Below are 25,340 nucleotides of genomic sequence, written 5' to 3'. Positions count from 1 at the left end.
TATGAAACGTACATTTATTATGGTGTTGGATTCTTTTGGGATTGGTGCAGCCGGTGATGCGCACAAATTTAATGATGAAGGTTCAAACACATTAGGTCATATTGCAGAGGCCTGTGCACGTGGTGATGCAGACAAAGGTCGTCAAGGTCCACTGCATTTACCTAACTTAACCAAATTGGGTTTAGGTAAAGCGGCTGAAGCATCTTGCGGTAAATTCCCTGCTGGCCTTGATCCCAATTCAGAAATTATCGGTGCTTATGCTTACGCGAGCGAAATCTCGTCTGGTAAAGATACACCATCAGGCCACTGGGAAATTGCGGGTGTGCCTGTGCTCTTTGATTGGGGGTATTTCGCGGATGAAGAAAATAGCTTCCCACAAGAGCTGTTAGATATCATTGTTAAACGTGCTAATTTGCCGGGTTACTTAGGTAACTGCCACTCTTCAGGTACGGTTATCTTGGATAAACTGGGTGAAGAACACATGAAAACGGGTAAACCGATTTTCTACACCTCTGCTGACTCCGTATTCCAAATCGCCTGCCATGAAGAGACTTATGGCTTAGACAAACTGTATGAGCTATGTGAAATCGCTCGTGAAGAGTTGACAAACGGCGGCTATAACATTGGTCGTGTTATCGCACGTCCATTTATTGGCGATAAAGCTGGTAGCTTTGAGCGTACCGGTAACCGTCATGACTTAGCCGTTGAGCCACCATCACCAACGATGCTGCAAAAATTAGTTGAAGAAAAACAAGGTGAAGTGGTTTCTATCGGTAAAATTGCGGATATCTACGCACATGTAGGTATCACTAAGAAAGTCAAAGCAACAGGGATTGATGCGCTGTTCGACGCAACTGTGAAAGAAATGAAACTGGCTGGTGATAAGACTATTGTATTTACTAACTTTGTTGATTTCGACTCCGCTTATGGTCACCGCCGTGACGTACCGGGCTATGCAGCAGCGTTAGAACTCTTTGACCGCCGTTTACCAGAACTGATGGAACTGGTCAAAGAAGATGATATTTTGATCTTAACCGCAGACCATGGTTGTGACCCAACTTGGCATGGTACTGACCATACCCGTGAGCACATTCCTGTTCTGATTTATGGTCCGAAAGTCAAACCAGGCTTTTTAGGTCATCGCGAAACATTCGCGGATATCGGTCAGACAGTCGCTAAATATTTCGATCTATCACCGATGGAATACGGCAAGCCAATGCTGTAATTGGTTAACATAAAAATTAAATAAGGCAGGAAACTGCCTTATTTATTGTTGATAGTATTGGGTCATTTGCCGTAGACAGCGAGTATTATCAGTCGCTACTATTATCAGGTAATGATGTTAAACCCTTTAATTTAATGATTTATAAGGAATAATAATAATGGCAACTCCTCATATTAATGCAGAAATGGGTGATTTTGCTGACGTCGTATTGATGCCAGGTGACCCGCTGCGTGCAAAATATATCGCTGAAACTTTCCTCGAAGACGTGCGTCAGGTGAATAATGTTCGCGGTATGCTAGGTTTCACTGGTACTTATAAAGGTCGTAAGATCTCCGTGATGGGTCACGGTATGGGTATCCCTTCTTGCTCTATCTATGCAAAAGAGTTGATCACTGATTTTGGTGTAAAAGTGATTATTCGTGTGGGTTCATGCGGTGCGGTAATGGATGATGTGAAACTGCGCGATGTTGTGATCGGCATGGGGGCATGTACTGATTCGAAAGTAAACCGTCAACGTTTTAAAGATCACGATTTCGCGGCAATTGCTGACTATGAACTTGTTCATAATGCGGTAGAAGCTGCGAAGGCAAAAAATGTTAATGTTCGTGTCGGTAACTTATTCTCTGCTGACCTGTTCTATTCTCCTGATCCAGACATGTTCAAAGTCATGGAAAAATACGGCATTCTGGGTGTTGAGATGGAAGCTGCGGGTATTTATGGTGTGGCTGCGGAGTTCGGTGCTCGTGCGCTGACCATTTGTACTGTTTCTGACCATATTAAAACAGGTGAGCAAACAACCTCAGCGGAGCGCCAAACAACGTTCAACGAAATGATTGAAATCGCATTGGATTCAGTGCTATTAGGCGATAAATAATCATTAAATGATTTTTAATTGAGTAATGCCACGTACATCACGTGGCATTTTTATTTGGGGAAAAATGAAGCTCATGGCACCCAAGTGGGTTTGATTACCCTCGATTTTTATTAATCCTACTCATCATAATCGCATCGACATATTGGCCATCGCGGAAAGCGTAATCACGCATCACACCTTCTTGTTCAAAACCAAACTTTTTATAGAGCCCCAAGCCATTGTCATTAGTGGCATACACTTCTAATTCAATACGGCGGATGTTTAACCAGTTATCACAGTAGTCGACCATCACTTGCATAAGCTTCGAACCAATACCTTTTCCTTGGTGCATTTGACTGACCGTAATGCCAAAACTCGCGGCATGTTTACGCCGTTGTTGACTTGGTTGATGAAGAGTGAGGATCCCAACGACAGTATTATCAAGAGTAGCAACAAAATGCGTGACGAGAGGATCATTGGTAGCTAGACGCGCCTCCCAAGTTTCTGTCGATGGGTAGGGTAGCTGTAATGTATTAGCGTATGCCGAATAATCAATATGCATTTGAGTGACGGCGGGAATATCGTCTAAGGTTGCTCTACGGATAACGATGTCGTTCATCATGCTATTTCTCTTTTTTATTTGAAAACACGATCATTAATCATATAAGCCTAGTGAACGTCAAATAATTAAATGATCGTATTTTCGTGAGGCAGCGTTTTATCAGACCGTATTTTAAGCGAATAAAAAGGGGGGATTAACCCCCTTCAATAGCTACGGTTATGGTGTCATCGTAAATACTTTCGGGTTTTGCCCCAGATATTGATTGGCGATACGGTTGAGATCATTGACCGTAAGTTGCTGGATAATGGCACGCTCTTGGTTTAGACGCTGATATTGTTGGTCATCGGCAGCGACCTGAGCTAACGCCTCGGTCCAATAACCTGAACTGTCGGTTATTTGTGCATTTTCCGTAAGCCAAATATTTTTTGCTTCAGTTAATTCTTTACTATTTACCCCTGAGTGACGTAGTTGATTAATTGTCTTTTGGGCGATCTGTGACATCTCCTCAGTACGTTCTGGTGAGGTGGTAAAGTTGAGGCGTGCAAAATAGTAAGGCTGCGGTTTTTTCGCCAGCATTTGTGAAAAACCAAGTGCATAGATACCGCTGGCTTTTTCGCGTAGTTCGCCGCGTAGACGTTGGCTCACAATGGTATCTAGCAGTTGCATTGCTAACTGATCTTGCTGTGTCCATTGTGCAGGGGCAGCAAATTGGATGCTGACCATACTTTTATCACTACTGCTGATCGGGTAATTTTTATTGAAGCTCGCCATTTTAGGCATGATCCCCTGATCACGCCATGCCAGCTGATGATGACTGGCAGGGATAGAAGCAACCCACTGTTCTAATAATGGTTTTAAGTCACGGGTATTCACTGCTCCGCTAATTACCAGCGTCATATTCGCCGTCGAAGTGAGTAACTGGCGGTTAGCTTGCTGTAATTGGCCCGCGGTGAAATTTTTCCAGCCACCTTGTGGGTTAATGACTAACAGTTCACCGTGCTGGTAGCTTTCCTTATTAATATTATCAAGGAAGGTGCGCTCAACAGGTGTTTTGGCAAGGTTCAACGCAAATGACTGTTTCTGCTGCTCTAATTTTTCACCGCTAAATTGCGGAACTGTCAATTTTAAGTGCAGTAATTGCAGGGCGGTTTCGAGGTTATCAACAGGGGCCTTACCGCGGAAACCATGAGTGAGCAATTCACTATAAGGGCGAAGCGAAATCTGATTTTGTTTCGCTAATAATGCCAAATCACGTGCGCTATATTCACCATAACCGCTACTTTCTGGTAGCTTTAATGCCCAATCTGTTAGCCCCGCAGTTTGCATGGTTTCAAGTGAACGGCCGCCGGGTAGCTGTAAATTAAACTGAATATCTTCTTTAAGATTTTTATCAGCTTTGACGATGACCTGAATACCATTGCTAAGTAGCCAACGTTCGGTTTTTGCGACAGGAAGTGCAGTCTGCTCAGTGATTGTGCCTTTAGCCACTTTAGGCAATTGCAGAGTGATCGCTTGAGAGCGTAAGGTGAATGGCCCCGGTGAACTTAGGCGGGTATTTTGCCACTGCTCACTAAAGTCTGCATGATTGACTTTATTTGCGTCAGTATCAGGACCAATTAGGGCTAAGCGTGGTGAAGCTTCATTTAAAAAGTTAGCAACGTGCTGCTGTAAATCGTGCGGTTTAACTTTTCCAATCAGTTGGTAGCTCTTATCCAATTGTTGGCGTTTATTCCACATTGGCATCTCATATTCAAGCGCGGTGGTTAATTGGCCTGCCAAATAATCATTGCCATAGCGCTGTTCAGCGGCGGCCTGCTGGCTGAGTTTTTTCAATAGATTTTGACGAGCGCTATCAAGCTCTTCTTGTGTTACCGGCTCAGTCGCTAATCGCTGTAGCTCAGTAAATAAAACCTGAGTGGCGCCAATATAATCATCTCCTTTAGGGTGGATAATCATTAATTGTTGTAAGCGCTGGTTATCTAACATCGAGCCTTGCTCATTAATACTAATGGCGGGTAATACGCCATTATCCACTAAGACAGAGAAACGTTGATTTAGAATGGCGAGCCATAAGCTATCCATTAAATCTTCGTATTGCCCTTCTCGTGTGTTGAGAGGGGCGATAATGTCTTTTTGCAAAGCAAATTGAACATAACGAGCGCCTTGCTCTTTATCAAACACAGGTTGAACTAACAGCAAATTAGAGTGAGCAAACTGCTTCCATTCTGGATTGTCTTGAGACAAGGTCTCTGGCTTTGGTATGGCGAAAAGCGTATTGATTTCGTCACGTACTGTAGATTGATTGAAATCCCCAATCACCAGCAGGGTCATACGTTGTGGCTGATACCATGTCGCATAATACTCTTTTGCCAGTTCAATCGGTGCTTGGCGAACGATATCGAGTTCCCCTATTGGGTTACGCTCTGCATAGCGGCTACCGTGGTAGCGTAAATGCTCAAGGCTATCATTAACACGAGAGCCCATCCCTTGGCGCAAACGCCACTCTTCAATAATCACTGGGCGCTCTTTTTCAAACGCTTGTTGATCAAATGAGATATTGGATGCCCAATCCGCCATCACTTGTAGGGCTGTTGAGACTTGTGCTGGTGTGGCGTTCGGGAGTGATAGCTTATATAAGGTTGAATTGAGGCTAGTGATCGCGTTGACATGACTGCCAAGCTTCAATCCTTGCTGTTCTAACTGTTTAAAGCCTGTTGTGCCTGGAAAATGTTTTGTACCTTTAAAGGCCATATGTTCAGTAAAATGGGCCAATCCTAGCTGTTGTTCGTTTTCTTGCAACGAGCCACTTTTCACTAATAAGCGTAGCTCAACACCTGGTTGAGAACGCGGTAATAGGTAAACGTTTAGGCCATTATCTAATTGATAATGTTGCAAATCAGTACGGATAGGCAATAAATTCTGCCCCATCGTACTGGATGAAGCAGACACCCCGCAGCCTGTGAGGCTGAGGCCAATAAAAGCGGCGAGTAATATTTTACGAAGCATATTCAGGCAATCCTGTGGTTATATTGGCGCGAGTTTGCGCTTCTTGAAGCGGAAGAGTGTGTTCGGCAACTTGTGATAGGAAACGTTGATGGGTAACCAACACAATAGCGCTATCGTGTAGTTCATGTTTAATGAGTTGAATTAACTCAAGGGCGCTATTTTCATCAAGTGCTGAAGTGGTTTCATCCAAAAGTAATAATTTAGGGCGATTCAGAAGAAGTCGAGCAAACATAATGCGTTGTTGCTCACCACCTGATAATCGGTTATGCCAGTCTGTCTCTAAACTTAATTGATAGTGCAGTTTCTCTAGACCCACTTTGCTAAGTGCGAGTTTAAAATCAGCCTCTGTAAATTGCTTAGCATCTTGAGGGTATGCCAGTAAGCTGTCTAAACGGCTGATAGGAAGATAAAGGCGTTGTGGGATCCACATTAGGTGGTTTGTACGTTTAATCGCACCTTCAAAGAATGGCCAATGGCCACTTAAAGTACGTAATAGGGTTGATTTACCAATGCCGGAGCGCCCAGAAATTAAAGTGACTTCCCCTTGTTTAGCCACGACATGCACATGCTCAATTAAAGTGCGATTATCTGAGGTAGTCACTTTAACAGCGGCATCAAGTAAAGGTGGTTCTTCGGTGATTTCTACCTCAGCCGCTTTATCATTTTCCAATAAAATCACAAAATTATATAGACGTGAGACGGTAGCCTGCCATGCCGCTATTTCTTTATAGGCGAAAATAAACCAGCCTAATGAAGTGGCAACACTGCTAAAGGCTTGGCGTAACTGCATCAAACCGCCTAACATAATTTCGCCAGCGAGGAATTTGGGCAGCGCCAATAATACAGGGGCGAGAGCGGTCACTTGTTGGTAGCCAACGGTGTAAAAAGAGAGGTTCCGTTCGCAACGAATTAAACGGTTCCAATTACGAATAATTTCACCGAAGCGCTGCATGAGCTCTTTTCTATCTTGCGTCTCACCACGTTGCCCTGCTATTGCATCGCCATGCTGACGGCAATTGATCAAGGCGCTACGGTAATCGGCTTCACGGCGCTGCTTATCCATATTTAAGCGACGTAGAGGGAAACCTATCCATTGCGTTAAGGCGATACCAATAAGGGTGTAAATAATACAGGCCCAAAACATATAACCGGGGATAGACCAATCAGTACCCACCAAGTTGAATGAGAGGCTACCTGACAGTGTCCAAAGAATAGTGGCAAAGGAGACCAGTGTTAACATTGAGTGCAGGAAGGTGACCAGCAGATTCAGTGTCGATTCAATCAGTAATCGAATATCTTCTGCAATACGTTGATCAGGGTTATCTGGCTCTTGTGAGGTTAATCGTAGCATGTAGTGTTTACTGTTTGGAGAAAGCCAGCGATTGAGCACTAACTCTGTCATGCCTTTACGCCAACGAATGATCAGCATTTGCTTGAGATAGTTCCCCATAACGACCACGAAAATTAATCCGCTTACTAACACCACAAAATATTGCAAGAGGCCATAGAGTGCCTGACCATCCAGTTTCTGTAACGCATTATAGAAATCACCGTTCCACATGTTCATTTTGACATTGAACCAGACCGATGACAGGGTTAGCCCCAGTGAGGCGGCAAGCAGTAGCCAGCAGAAAAGGGCAGCGCGCTGCCCCCAAAAAGGTTTAACTAAATAGAAAAATTGTTTCAGTGTCTTCATGACGTTCTTCGTATTGTTGTTGTAGATTGCTCACATTGCTAACAAGATTTAAAGGTCGTAATTGACCTGTAGCCAGAATTGGCGACCTGGATCGTAAGATTTCAACACCCTATCTTCGAACACAAAGCGGTCTGCGATATTTTTGTTATTCAAGATATTGTTCACTTCAACAGAGAAACCAAAGCCATAGGCAAAATCAGGTTTCCAGCCAAGGCGGGTATCCCATGTGTATTTACTGGAGAAGTGCTGTTTGGTGTATTTACGAACTTGCCCATACTCGGGATCAAATGCGTAGGCATTGTCATAGCGAACAGCTTGGTCGCGTGCGCCCCACCATTGCAGGCGGTTATACCAAGTTAGGTCGTAATCATCCCAAACACTGGTCAGTTCTAAGTTTAATTTGAATGGCGAGTTGAAACTGGTGGATGGCAGTTTCGAGGCATCGATGACTTTACCGTCATACCATACCTTGTTGAGGTTCACTTTATTGGCAGGATCAAACGAGTTATAGCCTGCATCTTTTGGCGTATTACTTTCACTTTGCTGCCATGTCAGTGAAGCGGTCATCACATGAGAAGCTTCTGCCCACTCCCAAGGTTGGCTGTTATTAACGGAAAGTGTCACGGTGTCATGTGAACTACGACCGCCATTATCAAAGGTGCGAATGCTACGTTTACTTGCATCACGAGTATCGTATTTGGTACGCGTTCTTACCTCATCATAACCTTCACGGTGGACATATTGTAGGCGCCATGTGGTTGATAAGATCTCCTGTTGCAGTGCAAGGGTTAGCTCATCGTTATAAGGGGTTTTAAGTGAATCAAGTCCTTCATAATCTTTTTTGTTATCCCAATCGTTTTTATTAGGATCTAGGGAGCAGCCATCATAACTATTGCATAATTGCATCCCATCATTTTGTGCGCCATATAAGGCATAGGTGAGCATTGAGCGACCGTAATAACGGTTCGCACCTGCAATAATCTGTGTTTTGCCATCGCCAAAGACGTCGTAGTTACCGGATAAACGCGGTGCTATATTGGTACGATTAACGAAGTCGTCGCGATCTAAACGGATCCCCGGACGAATGGTTAACTTGCCGTATTGAATATTGTCATCAAGGAATACAGCATAATTAGTGTAGTCCGCAGCGTGGCTTCCTGCTTGGAATCGAGTGACATTACTGAGGTAACCGTTATACATGCCACTGTCATCTATGCTACCTGTGTATGTATAACGGAAGTAGTCTTTATCTCGTCGATAAGTGCCTTTGGTGTAATTGAGCTCTGCGCCTAAAGTGGGTTTATGAGTGAGGCCTATGCCATCTTCCATGGTATTAAAACGCATCACCCCCTTTAACCCATGATTTTTCTGTTTTGAGGTGAGATCGCCTAAACCGCCGCTGCTACTTTCCGTGGTTTGATAGGTGGAATAGTCAATAGCACGGACTGTGAGTGAATATTTTTGGTCATCAGTACGATCATCTTTGAGTGTTTGGGTGTTAGCGGTTAACTCGAATTGGCCAATATCAAATTGATGTTTAAAAACCGCGGTAAAACCCAGTCCATCATGGGTTGAATCATAACCTGAATTCATGACTGAAGCAGAAAATAGACGACTATCGTAAGAGGCATAGTTAGCTGAGAGATCTAATGTGCTTTTATCTGATAGGTCGAGCGAATATTTCAGGAAGTAGTTATCCGATGTACGGTGCTGCTTCTTTTCACCTGAAGCGAAATTAACCATTTCCACTTGATTATTTTCATCAAAGATAACGGAATCGCCGCCAGTTACCGTCATTGGTATCGTGGAACTGCGGCGTGACGCTGAAAATACGATACCTGAATTTTCACTGACACCTAATTCGAACCAACCACCAAAATCATCTTTATCGTAGCGATTTTGGAAACGAGCAGGGTTAGCGGTGTCATTCTTGGTCGTATCGATCCCAAGCGAGGAATCATGAAATAAATTGTTCCAACCGGAGCGGGTTAACCGATAATAGGCGTGTGCGCTGTTTTCACCTTGCCAACGGCGGCTATTAACCTCAACGGTTCCCCCCGTAAAGCCACCAAATTCGACAGGAATATTATTGTCATAGACTGCCATACTATCGATAAGACGACTATCGATATAGATCCCCTGATCGCTACTGCTTAAGCGGGTTGCTGTTTCACCAAGGCCATTATCTGCGGGGTCAAAGTCATTGTTGAAGCTAACGCCATCAAGACGATAAGCATTTTGATAACTGCTGGAGCCGTGAATTGAAATACGCGAAGGCTTTATTTCCCCTTGGTTCATTGAGTTGCTGTCATTATTAGCAAATTGAACGGCAGGGTTGGTTTTCATCAGATCCGTAATATTGCCATCGCCCGTGTTACGTTGGCTGATCTCTTCCGATGTCACATACTGTGGCGCAGACATAACATCTGTCGCTGGGTGATTTTGTTGTACGACCCCAGAAACCTGTGTTTCGGGGAGGACTAATGTACCTTGATTAAGGTTCTGTGAACGGATCACGAAGATGCCATTATCACTGACTAACTCTAATCCGCTACCGATAAGTATTTTTTGTAATGCGGTTTGTGCGGTGTAGTGACCTGATAATGCAGGCGCGCGTAGGCCATTGAGTTGGCTCTTGTCATACAGTAATTGGATATTTCCTTGCTGGGTTATCTGTGCCACAGAAGTGGCTAGTGCTTGTTCTGGAAGTGAGAAAGCGACTTCTTGCGCAGCAGCAGATTGGCAAACTATTGCGCTACTAACGGCAACGAACAGTGCAAGCGGCTTAAACCGTTTGTGGGTGAATCGAATAGACATGAGTATCCCTTATTCTTAAGCGGCACAAAAAGTGTGCTAAAAATGGCAAAATAAATAACAACTGCTTAAGTAGAGGGGGAAATGAGAATTATCCTCACCTGTAAATCGAAATAATTTTCATTTATTTTTTTTATTTTGAATAATCAATATGTTATTTTTGTCTTGATAAACGACTTGTACAGGTAAAAGCATTGGAAGTGCTTGGAAAAATGACTCAGGTTGACGTAAATTGATCCGACCAGAGATTTTACTTTGCGCTAAAGAAGGCGGTGATAATTCAATGTTGACGGGTGAGTAAGCGTTAAGTTCAGAGAGCACCTCAGCCAATGGTTTATCAGTAAAGCTCAACTCACCAAAACGCCACCTTGCCACATCAAGAGGCGCAATTTTATTCATTTTGACAGGGCTATTGATGGCAGAGCTAGTCGCGCTATCCCCAGCAAACAGGTAAGTCGTTGCTTGCTCTTGCCCTGTTTTCAGACTCACTATCCCTTTGCTAACACGGACAGCGACTTGTTGCTGATGTCTATCGACTTCAAACTCAGTGCCAATGACTTGAATGCGCCTTTCATCGGCTAAAATCACAAAAGGCCGATAAGGATTGGATTTGACTTTGAAATAAGCGTTACCTTCATCTAGATATATCCGCCGAACCTCTGTTTCATAGGCTACCCGCACGCGTGTCTGGCGATTGAGAAATAATGCAGAGCCATCTGATAGAGTGACCTCTTTTGGCATATTAGTTGCGACGAGAGTCATATTGTTGAACAACATTGAGGGTAGCTGACTATAGGGTAAGAATAAAATAGCGGCAATAAATAGTGCTGCTAAGGTATTTCCCAATGGGCGCCATAACCGGAAAAAGAGCTGTTTTTTCGGGGGGAGTTCAATAGACGCTGGCCGTGGCATTGAATCGAACTCGCGCCAAACCCCTGCAATCGCTTCATAGGCTTTCGCATGCTCAGGAGATGCGTGTAACCAGATATCAAATTGCTTTGCTTGTTCAGCGCTCATCTGCTGACTGTGCTTGCGGGTGAACCACAGCGCTGCTTGCTCATCAATAGAATCTAATGTATCCGGCTCAGAGTGTGTTGTACGTGTCATTAATTATTATTGCTCTGATTATCAAGGTGTTTTTTACAATGTACCAAAGCTGCTGCTATATGCTTTTCGACCATACTAATGGAAATTTCCATTCGTTCAGCAATCTCACTTTGTGACAAACCATCAAATCGGTAGAGCAAAAAAGCTTCGCGACGCCGTGGAGGGAGCGACTCGATCGCCTCACTAAGCCACTGGATACGTTGTTGATGCTCCAGTATTTCACTGGGATCAGCTTGTGTCTCTTCGAGCTGCTGTTCAAGTAAAGCATCATCAATGTTTGTTTCAGACGTGGATTGGCGTTGATGACGTCGCCAATGGTCAATTAACACATGATTGGTGATTTTGAACAAATAAGCACGGCTCTCTTTAATCGGAGATTGCTCTTTTCGATTAAGCCATAGTGTAAACACATCCTGAGATAAATCATCAGCATCGTTACTATTACCTAGCCGATTGCGGAAAAAGCGGACAAGTTGGCTATACGTTGACTGATATGCGCCGCTAATTTTACGGGCAAGGGATTTATCAATAGTCATTTTTCGCTGGTGTTAAAAGTTAAATTACACGCTTAGGCGTGATAAAGATTTGCTCAAATCGCTTTATTGTTTTATTTCAAATAGTTATTTTAACTTTAGAATGTTATTAATAATAATGAATATCATTTTTGTTTGTATTATGCCTATAATCTGCAAAAAATAAAGTCGTGAGGCAGAATATGAGCAGTATCGCGGGTAAGTTAGAGCGCCCGATTTTCCGTCCACTGGGCGGTTTATTTTTAAGTCTTCTTTTCCACGGAACACTCGCAGTGATATTTATTGGCTGGTTTACGGCGTCAATACCGACAACAGGGGTATTGCCACCCGCAATATCATTACAACTAGGCGTTTATCAGCTTGAGCAGCATTCAGAGCCTGAAGTGAATCATGCTGCGAAACAGCAGATGGCGACACATGAGGAAGTTTTACCTGAATTAGTTGAAAAAACAGAAAAACTACCCGAAACACCGTTAGTTAATAATGGAACCTTAACCAAGGTCAGCGAAAAGAAACACCCACCTAAAAAGAAACCTACACAAGTCAAAAAAGTCGTTGAAGAGGCGCCTCTCAGTACGCAAGAGTCAGCAGTGACTTCGGCACCAGCAGCGGGGAGTGAAGCAAGTAGCAGTGCGAACTTCTCCAGTAATGCCTCGGTGGCGGTGAGTGGTCATCAAGGTTGGCACAGTGAGGTTCATCAGCGTTTAGCAAAAGCGAAACGTTATCCAAGGGCGGCGCTACGTTTTCGTTCAACCGGTGTCTCTCAGGTCAAAGTGATGGTGGACAGTCACGGTGAGGTGATTAGTGCCAGTTTGATTAATTCATCTGGAACCAAACTGTTAGATAAAGAGGCGATTGCGACCATAAACCGCGCAGCGCCATTCCCAGCCCCTCCTGAAACGCTATTAGTGGATGGCAAAGTCGAATTCGTTGCACCGATTGTTTTTGATACTTATTCCATGTAATTGAACTGCTGAGGGGAGATCCTCAGCAGTGTGAGTTCGTGGCTTAATTTTCAGGGGGTTTGGGCTTATTCGGCTTGCTTTTAGCACGACGTCTTTTAGGGCGATAAGGCCGATGTTCGCTTCTTTTTCGGTCGAAATGAGGTTTTTTGGCAATGTTTGGTGCCATATTTTCATCATCTTCATTGCCGCTGTCTTCATCAACAACGAGCTGAGGCGGTACATTTTTGCCTTTCTTTTTCTTGGTGCGGAATAAGGTATTTGCCAGCACAATCCCAATACAGAGCGCTAATAAAATAAAGAAACGTAATACATTGGTACTGTTATCAGCTTGCTGAATTTCTGTGGTTAGTAGCTCAGTATCAATGGTAAGCCGTAAATAACCTTTTGGCTCTTCTTTTCCGGGAATAGGTACAACCAGTTGATATTGAAAAGGTTGTGTTGATTGTTTGCTATCAATGGCAAGGCGTTCACGTACCGGAACTGACTCTCCCGCACTCGCAATTAAGGTTCCTCCCGCCGAATAAATACTGGCATCCAAAATGTATTTGTCTTTGGTGACATTGTTTAAATTGGCGATAATGCGTTCTCGATTAAAATCTTTGCTGCCGGAAACGATATAATCGGATAAGCTGAAAGCCACTTGTTCGGCCAAAACTCGAGTTAGCTGTTTAAATTGTTCGACTCTGTTTTGGTTTTGGCTGTTACCTAAATAGGTTATGCCATGCATTAATAGGGCGATTAATGCGACACAGATAATAATTATCACTGTTTTGTGAAGCTTAAAGGTCAGTTTCATAGAAATCACTAAGTGCTCTTTATCCATTCTCTGGCATCATGTTGCCAGAGCTTGTACAGATAAGGTAGTTTTGGGGCATATTTTTATTATAAAACGTTGAGTCGATTACAGGAGCTAATTTTCATGTCAACGAGTTTGACCTATTGCTATTTACCCGATGAAATTCAAAAGTGGCCTGGGTTACCGCTGTCATTGAGCGGTGAAGAGGTCATGCCTTTAGATTATCGCGCTGGCGACAGTGGTTGGTTATTATATGGACGAGGGTTAGATAAGGCACGGATCAGCGATTTTCAGCAGCGTTTGGGGATAGCGATAGTGATCGTTTCATCATGGCGAATCGATGACTATCAAGTGGTCAGAATTGCGGGAAGCATTACTCCTCGCATCAAAAAATTAGCCGATGAAAGTTTATTAGATGTTGTTCCATTAGGGCAAATTCCCCGTTTACGTTCACCGGGCCTGCTGTTAATGGATATGGACTCTACGGCAATTCAAATTGAATGTATCGATGAAATTGCACGTTTGTATGGCGTGGGCGAGCAAGTATCGGAAGTAACTGAACGAGCCATGCAAGGTGAGTTAGATTTCACGGAAAGCTTAAGAGCGCGTGTGGCGTTACTTAAAGGGGCCGATGTGATGATTTTGCAGCAAGTCATGGATACGCTGCCATTGATGCCTGGCTTAACCAGCCTTGTTCGTAAATTACAAGCGATGGATTGGCATGTGGCGATTGCATCAGGAGGATTTACATTCTTTGCCGATAACTTACGTCAACAATTAAAATTGGTCGCCGCTGTTGCGAATCAGCTAGAAATCAAAGACGGTAAGCTCACCGGTAAAGTCAAAGGGCCAATTGTCGATGCCAAATTTAAAGCACAAACGCTGGTTAAGTTAGCAGAGCGTTTAGAAATACCGATTGAACAAACCGTGGCAATCGGCGATGGCGCAAATGACTTGAAAATGTTGCGTAAGGCGGGGTTAGGAATAGCTTATCACGCGAAGCCAAAAGTCTACGCACGTGCCAAAGTGGCTATCCGTCATGCTGATTTAATGGGGGTTATGTGCGTGTTGAGCGGGGGGCTTAAGCACGAAGAGCGGTAATATTCATCATACAGAGCAGCCGTAAAGTGACGGGGTATTTTAAGTATTACGGGCACCAACTATGCGGATTATTGAATAGCATATACTTTGAATTAAAGGCAGTTAGTTAAAAAAGGGTTAATAGGAGCAATATTGTGGCGAAAGGTGCAAAAAGAGCGTTTGTCTGTAATGAGTGCGGTGCGGATTATCCGCGCTGGCAAGGGCAATGCAGTGCCTGTCATGCATGGAATACCATTACAGAAGTGCGCCTCGCCTCAAGTCAATCATCGCCACGTCATGATCGCTTAACGGGGTATGCCGGAAATGCTGCTGGCGTAAGCCGTGTGCAAAAGCTATCAGAAATTAGCCTTGAAGAGCTGCCGCGTTTTACCACAGGATTTAAGGAGTTTGACCGCGTACTTGGTGGTGGCGTCGTACCGGGGAGCGCGATTTTGATTGGCGGGAACCCAGGGGCTGGGAAAAGTACATTGCTACTACAGACCATGTGCTTACTTTCACGCGAAATGAAAACACTGTATGTCACAGGGGAAGAGTCGCTGCAACAGGTTGCTATGCGTGCACATCGCCTTGGTTTGCCGACGGATTCGCTAAATATGCTATCTGAAACCAGCATTGAGCAAATTTGTTTAACGGCAGAGCAAGAGCAACCTAAATTAATGGTGATCGACTCAATCCAAGTCATGCATATGGCTGATATCCAATCTTCCCCCGGCAGTGTGGCTCAGGTGCGTGAAACCGCCGCTTACTTGACGCGTTTCGCCAAGACGCGCGGTGTCGCTATCATTATGGTCGGTCATGTGACGAAAGATGGCTCTTTAGCTGGTCCTAAGGTGTTAGAGCACTGTATCGACTGTTCAATTATGTTGGATGGGGATGCCGATAACCGTTTTCGTACTTTGCGTAGCCATAAAAACCGTTTTGGTGCGGTTAATGAGCTAGGTGTTTTTGCGATGACGGAACAGGGTTTGAAAGAGGTAAATAATCCTTCGGCTATTTTCTTAAGTCGTGGTGATGAAATCACATCGGGTAGTTCCGTCATGGTGGTATGGGAAGGCACACGCCCACTGCTGGTGGAGATACAAGCATTGGTCGACCATTCAATGATGTCAAATCCTCGTCGAGTTGCGGTAGGGCTTGAGCAAAACCGTCTTGCGATTTTATTGGCTGTTTTGCATCGCCATGGTGGCTTACAAATGTCAGACCAAGACGTTTTTGTGAATGTGGTTGGCGGCGTTAAGGTCACTGAAACGAGTGCGGACTTGGCGTTATTGCTTTCTTTAGTCTCCAGTTTTCGGGATCGTCCTTTACCACGAGACCTTGTGGTATTTGGTGAAGTTGGCTTAGCCGGTGAAATTCGCCCTGTGCCGAGTGGGCAAGAGCGTATTTCAGAAGCGGCAAAACATGGCTTTAAACGGGCGATTGTTCCCCATGCGAACATGCCCAAAAAATCACCTCCCGATATGAAAGTGTATGGTGTGAAAAAGTTGTCAGATGCTTTAAGCGTAATGGATGAATTTGATTAATCGTCTCGTCATATTTCGCACTTTCGTGGCGTTCGATAGCGCTACATTTCGAATTATTGAGAGCAAATAAGGGAACTAAATGGCTGAATTTGACTATCTTAAGAATGCAATTAAGCAAGCTGGCTATACATTACAGCAAGTTGCTGATGCCTCTGATATGACCAAAGGGTATCTCAGCCAGCTTATCAACAACAAAATTAAAAGCCCGAGCGCACAAAAGATCGCGGCACTTCATCGCTTTTTAGGGCTGGAATACCCAAATAAACAAAAAAGCATTGGGGTCGTTTTCGGGAAATTCTATCCCTTACATACAGGTCATATCTACTTGATCCAGCGTGCTTGTAGTCAAGTTGATGAGTTACATGTCATTCTTTGCCATGATGAGCCGCGTGATAAAGACCTATTCGTGAATAGCTCCATGTCACAACAGCCGACAGTCAGTGACCGTCTACGTTGGTTATTACAAACATTCAAATATCAAAAAAATATTCATATTCATTCATTCGATGAGCAAGGTATCGAACCTTATCCACACGGTTGGGAAGTGTGGAGTGAGGGAATGAAGGGCTTTTTGAAAAAGCACAATATTCACCCAAGTTTTATCTATTCGGGTGAAGCCAATGATGCACCGCGCTATAAAAAGTACTTAGGGATAGAAACTATCTTAATCGATCCTGAACGGACCTTCATGAATATCAGTGGTAATCAAATTCGTCAGGCCCCTTTCCGATATTGGGATTATATTCCGACAGAAGTGAAGCCCTTCTTTGTACGTAAAGTGGCAATACTCGGTGGTGAATCGAGTGGAAAATCGACACTCGTCAACAAACTGGCCAATATTTTTAATACCACCAGTGCGTGGGAGTTTGGGCGTGATTATGTGTTTTCTCATCTTGGTGGTGATGAAATGGCATTGCAATATTCTGACTACGATAAAATTGCATTAGGCCATGCTCAATATATTGATTTCGCGGTTAAATATGCCAATAAGGTCGCTTTTATTGATACCGATTTTATTACCACTCAGGCTTTTTGTAAGCGCTATGAGGGCAAAGAGCATCCTTTCGTACAGGCCTTGATTGATGAGTATCGTTTTGATCTGGTGATCTTATTAGAAAATAATACCCCATGGGTAGCCGATGGTTTACGTAGCTTGGGGAGTGAAAAAGACCGGCAAGAGTTTCAATCTTTGTTAATTGAAATGCTAAAGAAAAACAACGTGGAATTTGTTCATGTTGATTCTCCTGACTATGATACCCGTTTTCTCACCTGTATTTCGTTAGTACAGCAATTGCTGATGTTAGACGAATAATATAATGGGTTATTGAAAGTGAGAGATTGGAATAACACAAATACCTCATCATGAGGTATTTGTGTTTGTAGGAGGCTTGGCTTATTTGCTCATGCGCTTATATTTCATGCGATGAGGTTGTAGAGCTTCGGCACCCATAGTCCGTTTTTTGTAATCTTCATACTCAGAGAAGTTACCTTCAAAGAAGGTGATATTACCTTCATCTTGATAATCAATAATATGAGTTGCAATACGGTCAAGGAACCAGCGGTCATGCGAGATAACCATTGCACAGCCCGGGAACTCTAACAAGGCGTTTTCTAAGGCACGCAATGTTTCAACGTCGAGGTCGTTCGTGGGTTCGTCGAGTAACAGTACGTTACCGCCAACTTGTAGCAGCTTAGCTAAATGCAGACGTCCACGCTCACCACCGGACAACTCGCCAACACGTTTACCTTGGTCAACGCCTTTAAAGTTAAAGCGACCCACATAAGCGCGGCTTGGGATCTCAAAGTTACCAATACGCATGATATCTTGTCCGTTCGAGATCTCTTCCCAAACCGTTTTGCTGTCGTCCATGGAGTCACGGAACTGATCTACAGAGGCAATCTTGACCGTATCACCTAAGGTGATGGTGCCTGAATCTGGCTGCTCTTGGCCTGAGATCATACGGAATAGGGTTGATTTACCCGCACCGTTAGGGCCGATGATACCGACAATGGCTCCTTTTGGAATGGAGAAACTTAGGTTGTCGATAAGAACACGGTCACCGTAAGATTTGCTGAGGTTTTCAACTTCAATAACCTTATCACCCAAACGTGGACCTGGTGGAATAAATAATTCACTGGTCTCATTACGTTTTTGGTATTCAACGCTGTTAAGTTCTTCAAAGCGAGCCAGACGTGCTTTACCTTTCGCCTGACGGCCTTTTGGATTTTGGCGGATCCACTCTAACTCTTTCTCAATCGATTTACGTCTTGCCGCTTCCGTTGAAGCCTCTTGCGCTAAACGCTCATCTTTTTGTTCTAGCCAAGAAGAGTAGTTACCTTCCCATGGAATACCTTCACCACGGTCAAGTTCGAGGATCCAACCTGCAACGTTATCAAGGAAGTAACGGTCGTGGGTGATCGCCACAACAGTGCCTTCATAGTCATGTAAGAAACGTTCTAACCAAGCAACGGATTCCGCATCCAAGTGGTTAGTTGGCTCATCAAGGAGCAGCATGTCCGGTTTTTCTAACAGAAGACGGCAGATAGCAACACGGCGACGCTCACCACCGGATAGGTTTTCGATTTTAGCATCCCAAGGTGGCAAACGCAGTGCATCGGCAGCACGCTCTAGCTGGTTATCCAAGTTATGACCATCTTGCGCAGCAATAATGGCTTCTAACTCGCCTTGCTCTTTAGCTAACTTATCGAAATCCGCATCAGGATCGGCATAAGCGGCATAAACTTCATCTAAACGCGTTAATGCGTTTTTAACTTCAAAGACTGCCTCTTCAACCGCTTCACGAACAGTGTGTTCAGGGTTGAGCTTAGGCTCCTGTGGTAGATAGCCAATTTTGATACCGGGTTGAGGGCGTGCTTCCCCCTCAATTTCCGTATCGATACCCGCCATGATGCGCAATAAGGTTGATTTACCCGCACCGTTAAGACCTAAAACACCAATCTTCGCCCCAGGAAAGAAGCTCAGAGAGATATTTTTCAAAATATGACGCTTCGGTGGAACAATTTTTCCGACTCGGAGCATAGAATAAACATATTGAGCCAATTTTTTTACCTATTGTTTTATAAACGAAAGTTCAATATTTGATAGTGTTTTTAGCAGACATATGACCGTCTTATCACGCGATTATACCTTAGGCGACTTTTGCTGCTGTAAACGTTACTTTCTATCTTAAAATTTTTCTGAGCTTCACTCTAATTGTTCCTCACTCTAAGTCAATAGTTGCGTGTGTTTCCGATACTTTCTTGTGAATTAACCCCCACTTAAGACGGGATCAAAATTAAGTAAAAACGCGCATGTTTCATCATGGGGTAAATGACCTTTTACATTGTAAACAAAAAATAATCATTAACAGGGGGGAACGGGGGGTGTTGGCTATTTTTTAATACGGGAGCTGTTTTGTTTTATAGATAAACATATCGATTAGTCTTGTTAGGGTGAATTTAGTTTAAGGCTTAATGGAAATTTCTTTTTGTTTAGCTTTGATGAAGGTATTTATTGGATCATGGTAGAGTGACATGCCATTTAATATTTCATTAATAAATCTGATATAAAAAAGATTATTTAGGGTTAATACTTTTACCTCTATTACTTTTTCTTCCGAGTTACCTAAATTTTGTGAAGATGATTTTGACGATAAGCTAAAGATGTCTATCAAAGCCCAAGAACCAACGTGTAAAGCAGACGCTTAACCATTTGCAAGATGCAGCAAACGGCGACTGTTCAATAAAATAGGTTTTCCTGTTTTTATGTTTTGAAGATTACTGAGAGCTTATTATTTGATATTAATATTTAAATAGCGATTAATATTAAAAATCACATAGCGATTAAAATAGATTATTAGTAAATTATTAGCATAATAAATCGACATCTAAATATGTTGTAGATGATATTAATTCTATAGCAGAGCGATGACCACTATAGAATTAATTTTTAATATCATTAAAACCTGAAAATAAATAGATTTTATTGATTAGAAATAGGCGCTGATTCTAACTTAACGATATCAGGTTTTTTCTGTTTAAGCTCTCTTTGTACATCACTGGCCTGTATTTTTTTATCTGTTCTTTCAGAGGTTCCGGTGAATACCCCACCTTTCTTAATGGTTAGGTTTTTAGTTTGGCAGATCCCATCGAGCTGACCATTTTCTAGAATATCCAAGTTTTCAGAGACACATAAGCCTCTCATAATGCCGTTGATTGAAATGGTTTGAGCATAAATCTCGCCTTCAACAACCCCTTCTTTTTGGATTGTGACAATACCGTCATTGCTACGAACACTCCCTTTTATATGACCGAATATTTGGATGTCTTCATCTAAAACAAGGTCACCGGAAATGTTGCAACTACTTGAAATAGAAGTGCTCTTACGTGCTGAAGGTGTTGAAAGCACTTTTTCTTCTTTAATTTCAACCGTTTCTTTTTCGGGCGTTAACTCATGCGTTTTTGCCGCTTCGATAACGTTATCTTTATCTTTACTTTTTTTCGCAAACATCCTTTTATTCCTTGTAGAGAGTATATAAAAAACAATGAAGAATATGATTAGGAAAGGCAGAGATACAAGAGAAGAGTGAATATCTGTTAATGTGTATATTAAAAGATATGCCCATCCGCACCCAAGAATAGAAAAAAATAAATTTTTGAAATCCATATCATATCTCATTTTAAAGGGAGTTTAGATTATTCCAAATGAGCTTCATCATATTGACAAAATTAAATAGTTTTTACATCCACTGATATTATTTAACAGTAAAGATCAAGATTTGTCTATTTTTACTGAAAATAATACATCAATATTGAGTAATTTAAGCATTCATACCTATTAATAAACATGGCTCACTGATTTTTATCTATTTAACAACCATTTTTATAGATAACTCATCATGTTATTCAACGATGTGCCATAAAGCCGACGATTATCAAATCCATCATTTTACGTGATTCAGCGTAGTCTATTCGGTGGATTAACCACTATTTTACTAGGTGTTTTGACGTATAGAAAGAGGCTGCTCTCTATCAAGGCGTTAATTTCAAGAACACTCCTGTTGCTTTCAACCTAAAGATTTTATATTGATAAAAATCGTTTAACAAAGTTGTATCCACCTGATACGCGTTATATTTCAGGCCATATCAATACAAGTTGTGTTTAGTGACTCAAACCGATGAGTTGATGGGGTCTTTTGGGAAAACTTCACTGAACACCTACATGCAACTCGAATAATTTCGAGTATAGTTATAGAAGCGAAAAATTTAGAGCAGCGCGGGAATAGGGAAATAGTCAGTATGAAAAAATTCTTGATGGCAGTGCCGATTGCCATGATGTTGGTATCGACGACGGTATGGGCAGACTCTTTACAGGCTCAACGAGAGCGTTATCAAGCCATCAAACAAGCTTGGGATGCCAAGCAAATGGATGAAGTTGAACGTTTATTGCCGACATTACAAACGTATCCATTGTACCCTTATTTAGAATATCGAGAGTTAACGCAAGACCTCGATATTATTTCGCCGAGTCAAGTACAAGCATTTATTGACGCTCACCCGACATTACCAGTCGCAAAAACGTTAAAAAATCGCTTTGTGAATGAACTTGCTCGTCGCCAAGAGTGGCAATCTTTGCTGGCATTCAGCCCTAAAGAGCCTATGCCTGCGGAGGCGAAATGTAACTATTTCTATGCTAATTGGGCTACAGGCAATAAAACGCTCGCTTGGCAAGGGGCGGAGAAATCTTGGCTTAATGGGCGTTCAATGCCTGCCGCTTGCGATAAATTGTTTAATGAGTGGGAAAAAGCCGGCCATTTAACACCGGAAATGATCCTTGAACGGATCCACCTTGCCATTGATGCAGGTAATACCTCAATGGCTACCTATTTAGCGAAGCGTCTGCCACCAAGTTATAGGACGATTGGTGATGCATTAGTGAAGCTGCAAAATGATCCTGCATCGGTTACCACTTTTGCTAAGACGATGACACCGACCGATTTTTCACGTCAAGCCACGATAGCTGCATTTAGCCGTTATGCGCGCCAATCGCCAGATCAGGCACGAGCCGCGTTAAAGGGGATCAGTAACGCGCAAAAAATGAATTTTGCCGAAACTCAAAAATTAAAAGATAGTGTTGCTTGGCAATATATGGGGGCGGTCACACCTGAGCAAGAAAACTGGCGCGATGAGGTGATCAGTGAAACTGATTCAACAGCCCTAAAAGAGCGCCGTATTCGCTTAGCACTTGGTGCTGGGGATAAAGCAGGAGTGGCAAAATGGCTGAAACAGCTTCCCGCTGATGCACGGCATAAAGATGAGTGGCAATATTGGCAGGCCATCACCTTAATGAATGAAGGCAAAAAAGCAGAAGGTGAAGCCATTCTACGCAAACTCATCGAGGGCAGAGGCTTCTACCCAATGGTGGCAGCACAAAAATTAAACACAGAATACCCTCTGTATATTAAAACGGCTGAAAAACCGGATAGTCAACAGCTAGATAAGTTAGCAGAAATCCAGCGTGTACGTGAATTAATGTATTGGGAAATGGACAATCTTGCTCGTACCGAATGGGTAAGTTTAGTCGCTTCACTACCACCAAATCAGCAAGAGCAGCTTGCCCGTTATGCGTTTGATAACAATTGGGCGGATTTAAGTGTGCAAGCAACTATCCAAGCGAAGTTGTGGAATCATTTAGAAGAACGTTTCCCATTAGCGTGGGAAAAAGAGTTTGAACACTACACAAAAGGTAAAACGATTTCTAAAAGTTATGCCATGGCGATTGCTCGTCAAGAGAGTGCATGGAACCCACAAGCCAAATCCCCTGTTGGGGCGACGGGGCTAATGCAGCTCATGCCAGCGACGGCGAAGCATACGGTACAGAAACAAGGGATTGATGGTTATGTCAATACCAGCCAATTGGTGAACCCAGTTAAGAATATTGAAATCGGTACGGCTTACTTAGATGATGTTTATCAGCAGTTCTCTAATAACCGTATCCTATCAAGTGCGGCTTATAACGCTGGGCCATCAAGGGTCACGCGTTGGTTAGGTAATAGTAGCGGTCGTCTTGATGCTGTTGCCTTTGTCGAGAGTATTCCTTTTTCAGAAACACGAGGCTATGTGAAAAATGTGCTCTCTTATGACGTATTCTACCGTTACTTTATGGGGCAACATGGGCCTGTATTGACCGATAACGAGTGGTTAATGAAGTATTAGTAGGTTTTACAGGTGATTTGCCAAATAGTGTGTTATCATTTGTACTAGTTAAATAGTATGGTTGGATAACATGACTGCAAATCACCTGAATGACCCAGCACTCACTACCGATGAGAACGATGATTGGCAACGCTTTGTTAAATTGCTACAGCTTGCGTTTGAGCAAGACTTACAACATCCCATATTACAATTGTTGCTGACACCCGATGAACGAACGGCGCTTGCGACTCGAGTCAGAATTGTGCAAGAGTTGATGCGTGGTGAAATGAGCCAAAGGGAATTAAAAAATGAACTTGGGGTGGGTATCGCTACCATCACACGCGGCTCAAATAGTTTAAAATCGGCACCTCAGCCTGTAAAAGAGTGGTTAGAAGCGCAATTGCTAAAATAGCCACTGCACATTCGTTGAACACAGAGCACTCTATACACGTTACTCCATGACAGGGAGCCGAGTTGAGCATCAGTCCATACTGACTCAAGATGATGAGTTGTCAGTGTTAATTGTGTGATTTGTGTCATTAATATAGACAAATAGGGGCAAAGACTGCCCCTATTGTTATTTTTTCGTTATAATTAATCTTCTATCTGGTTTAGCTCTTTATAAATTTCATGCTTAATGGGAACCAGCGCCAGTATCAGTGCTTGTTGGTAGACACTGGTGCGTGTTAGTACCCCGTTAGTAAAAAAGCCGATGGCACCGCCTTGTTGTTTGATGTTATCGATGCCAGTTAAATCTGCCATTTCGTCACCAAGCTCACGCCCTTCACGGATACCCGCAAGGATTTTTTCTGGGATCATGATACTCGCTGAACGTGATTCACCACGGATCTGTTTATGTTCAATAACAATCCATGCAAAGGTCATATCTTCATCAATGCCAGCTTCAATCCCGACCCAAAAATCGGCCTCTGGGCGAACTTGCCTTGATGCCATTACACGTTGCCTTGCGCCTGTGCGGGTTTCATTATTACCGATAGGTTGCTGTGGAACGCTGCTATCAACGTTAATATCTTCTACTTGATAAGTGCCTGGCCCAAAAACAGCATCGAAAGCAAGATGAATCGCTTTAATTTTGGCAGGATTAGTCGTTGCAGCTATAACTTGGTACATTAATTATTTTCCTTTGAACACATATTTCGCAAAGTAATAACGGAACACATCTATGTTACAGGTTTATCTTGTTCGCCACGGTGAAACCGAATGGAACGTGGCACGTCGTATACAGGGCCAATCTGATAGCCCACTCACGGCCACTGGACGTCTGCAAGCAAGGCAAGTTGCCGAAAGGATGAAATCAGAAGGCATCACTCATATTATCACTAGTGATATGGGACGCACACGCGAAACTGCACAAATAATTGCGGATGTTTGCCGTTGTGAAATTATCATAGAACCTCGTCTTCGTGAATTAAATATGGGGGTTCTGGAACAGCGCGAAATAGAAAGCCTGACAGAGCAAGAAGAGCAGTGGCGTAAAAGCCTTATTGATGGCACAGAAGGCGGGCGTATTCCAAACGGTGAATCGATGGAAGAGCTGTATCAGCGCATGTATGCCGCTCTCAACAGTTGCCTCGATCTACCAAAAGGGAGTCGACCACTTTTAGTCAGCCACGGGATCGCATTGAGTACGCTAGTTAGCCGTATTTTAGGGGTTCCTGCTTATTCAGAACGCCGCTTGCGCTTACGTAATTGCTCAATTTCACGCGTGGATTACCAAAACAGCCCTTGGCTCGCAAATGGTTGGATCGTTGAAAGTACTGGTGAGGTTACCCACCTTACTCAGCCTGCGTTAGATGAACAGCAAGCGTAGTTGAGACAGTGTAAATTTGGAGTTCCAACAATGATAGATTCTAACTTATTCGAGTTGCAGCTAGGAGACTAACGGAGATAGTCGGGAACATAAATAATATGTGACTCGGCTAGCTAGGACAGTCCATGATGCCA

Annotated in this window: 19 protein-coding genes; 9 read left to right on the top strand and 10 right to left on the bottom strand. The window is 43.2% G+C overall.

Annotated features, from left to right (window positions below; all coding sequences use genetic code 11):
• The first annotated feature begins 1 nt into the window (after position 1).
• Together deoB and deoD are read left to right on the top strand one after the other, a co-directional pair.
• Positions 2 to 1,225 carry a phosphopentomutase gene (gene deoB, locus PR699_RS09540; RefSeq protein ID WP_014656829.1) on the top strand — a complete coding sequence of 408 codons (1,224 nt, stop codon included), beginning with the start codon at positions 2 to 4 and terminating at the stop codon, positions 1,223 to 1,225.
• 157 nt (positions 1,226 to 1,382) lie between these two features.
• On the top strand, positions 1,383 to 2,099 hold the full coding sequence (gene deoD, locus PR699_RS09535; RefSeq protein WP_004926652.1) for a purine-nucleoside phosphorylase: 717 nt from the start codon (positions 1,383 to 1,385) through the stop codon (positions 2,097 to 2,099).
• Between the two features lie 94 nt (positions 2,100 to 2,193).
• Here the strand turns inward: deoD and PR699_RS09530 are convergent, their stop codons facing one another.
• From PR699_RS09530 to PR699_RS09505, 6 genes are all read right to left on the bottom strand, one after another.
• Complete coding sequence (locus PR699_RS09530) at positions 2,194 to 2,697, bottom strand: GNAT family N-acetyltransferase (RefSeq protein WP_169342152.1); 504 nt, start codon at positions 2,695 to 2,697, stop codon at positions 2,194 to 2,196.
• Between the two features lie 159 nt (positions 2,698 to 2,856).
• A complete protein-coding gene (locus PR699_RS09525; RefSeq protein ID WP_014656828.1) occupies positions 2,857 to 5,646 on the bottom strand; it encodes a pitrilysin family protein in 2,790 nt (929 codons plus the stop codon).
• Positions 5,636 to 7,342: an ABC transporter ATP-binding protein/permease gene (locus PR699_RS09520; RefSeq protein ID WP_004926661.1), complete on the bottom strand. Its 1,707-nt coding sequence runs from the start codon at positions 7,340 to 7,342 to the stop codon at positions 5,636 to 5,638. The genes PR699_RS09525 and PR699_RS09520 overlap by 11 nt, the downstream gene beginning before the upstream one ends.
• Before the next feature lie 48 nt (positions 7,343 to 7,390).
• A complete protein-coding gene (locus tag PR699_RS09515; protein ID WP_036941908.1) occupies positions 7,391 to 10,159 on the bottom strand; it encodes a secretin and TonB N-terminal domain-containing protein in 2,769 nt (922 codons plus the stop codon).
• A 117-nt stretch (positions 10,160 to 10,276) separates the two neighbouring features.
• Positions 10,277 to 11,263 carry a FecR domain-containing protein gene (locus PR699_RS09510; protein ID WP_004926667.1) on the bottom strand — a complete coding sequence of 329 codons (987 nt, stop codon included), beginning with the start codon at positions 11,261 to 11,263 and terminating at the stop codon, positions 10,277 to 10,279.
• Positions 11,263 to 11,799: an RNA polymerase sigma factor gene (locus PR699_RS09505; RefSeq protein WP_272577837.1), complete on the bottom strand. Its 537-nt coding sequence runs from the start codon at positions 11,797 to 11,799 to the stop codon at positions 11,263 to 11,265. Before PR699_RS09505 ends, PR699_RS09510 begins: the two co-directional genes overlap by 1 nt.
• A gap of 179 nt (positions 11,800 to 11,978) precedes the next feature.
• On the opposite strand from PR699_RS09505, the gene PR699_RS09500 reads away from it, so the two are divergent.
• Entirely contained in the window at positions 11,979 to 12,761 is a 783-nt protein-coding gene (locus PR699_RS09500) for an energy transducer TonB (protein ID WP_004926672.1), read from the top strand.
• A gap of 43 nt (positions 12,762 to 12,804) precedes the next feature.
• Here the strand turns inward: PR699_RS09500 and PR699_RS09495 are convergent, their stop codons facing one another.
• Complete coding sequence (locus PR699_RS09495) at positions 12,805 to 13,584, bottom strand: AhpA/YtjB family protein (protein WP_004926675.1); 780 nt, start codon at positions 13,582 to 13,584, stop codon at positions 12,805 to 12,807.
• A 96-nt stretch (positions 13,585 to 13,680) separates the two neighbouring features.
• On the opposite strand from PR699_RS09495, the gene serB reads away from it, so the two are divergent.
• The 3 genes from serB to nadR all read left to right on the top strand — a co-directional run bounded on the left by serB (position 13,681) and on the right by nadR (position 17,493).
• Positions 13,681 to 14,658, top strand: a complete 978-nt coding sequence (gene serB, locus PR699_RS09490) for a phosphoserine phosphatase (RefSeq protein WP_004926677.1) — start codon at positions 13,681 to 13,683, stop codon at positions 14,656 to 14,658.
• A gap of 134 nt (positions 14,659 to 14,792) precedes the next feature.
• Positions 14,793 to 16,181, top strand: coding sequence for a DNA repair protein RadA (gene radA, locus PR699_RS09485; RefSeq protein WP_004926679.1), 1,389 nt, complete (start codon positions 14,793 to 14,795; stop codon positions 16,179 to 16,181).
• 79 nt (positions 16,182 to 16,260) lie between these two features.
• Entirely contained in the window at positions 16,261 to 17,493 is a 1,233-nt protein-coding gene (nadR, locus tag PR699_RS09480) for a multifunctional transcriptional regulator/nicotinamide-nucleotide adenylyltransferase/ribosylnicotinamide kinase NadR (RefSeq protein WP_004926682.1), read from the top strand.
• 81 nt (positions 17,494 to 17,574) lie between these two features.
• Here nadR and ettA read toward each other — a convergent pair whose 3' ends face one another.
• On the bottom strand, positions 17,575 to 19,242 hold the full coding sequence (gene ettA, locus PR699_RS09475; protein ID WP_014656823.1) for an energy-dependent translational throttle protein EttA: 1,668 nt from the start codon (positions 19,240 to 19,242) through the stop codon (positions 17,575 to 17,577).
• A 921-nt stretch (positions 19,243 to 20,163) separates the two neighbouring features.
• Complete coding sequence (locus tag PR699_RS09470; RefSeq protein WP_014656822.1) at positions 20,164 to 20,691, bottom strand: polymer-forming cytoskeletal protein; 528 nt, start codon at positions 20,689 to 20,691, stop codon at positions 20,164 to 20,166.
• A gap of 788 nt (positions 20,692 to 21,479) precedes the next feature.
• Here PR699_RS09470 and sltY point away from each other — a divergent pair.
• Positions 21,480 to 23,396: a murein transglycosylase gene (gene sltY, locus PR699_RS09465; protein WP_036941904.1), complete on the top strand. Its 1,917-nt coding sequence runs from the start codon at positions 21,480 to 21,482 to the stop codon at positions 23,394 to 23,396.
• A 70-nt stretch (positions 23,397 to 23,466) separates the two neighbouring features.
• The gene (gene trpR / locus PR699_RS09460; RefSeq protein ID WP_004926695.1) at positions 23,467 to 23,787 is read left to right on the top strand and encodes a trp operon repressor; all 321 of its coding nucleotides are present in this window, start codon (positions 23,467 to 23,469) and stop codon (positions 23,785 to 23,787) included.
• 182 nt (positions 23,788 to 23,969) lie between these two features.
• Here trpR and yjjX read toward each other — a convergent pair whose 3' ends face one another.
• Entirely contained in the window at positions 23,970 to 24,506 is a 537-nt protein-coding gene (yjjX, locus tag PR699_RS09455) for an inosine/xanthosine triphosphatase (RefSeq protein ID WP_004926699.1), read from the bottom strand.
• Between the two features lie 52 nt (positions 24,507 to 24,558).
• On the opposite strand from yjjX, the gene gpmB reads away from it, so the two are divergent.
• Entirely contained in the window at positions 24,559 to 25,206 is a 648-nt protein-coding gene (gpmB, locus tag PR699_RS09450; protein WP_004926704.1) for a 2,3-diphosphoglycerate-dependent phosphoglycerate mutase GpmB, read from the top strand.
• Positions 25,207 to 25,340: the final 134 nt, after the last annotated feature.

Source organism: Providencia sp. PROV268 (genome assembly GCF_028477805.1).
Lineage (GTDB): Bacteria > Pseudomonadota > Gammaproteobacteria > Enterobacterales > Enterobacteriaceae > Providencia > Providencia stuartii.
The sequence above is the reverse complement of the archived record's forward strand: the minus strand, read 5'-3'. Positions and strand labels throughout refer to the sequence as shown.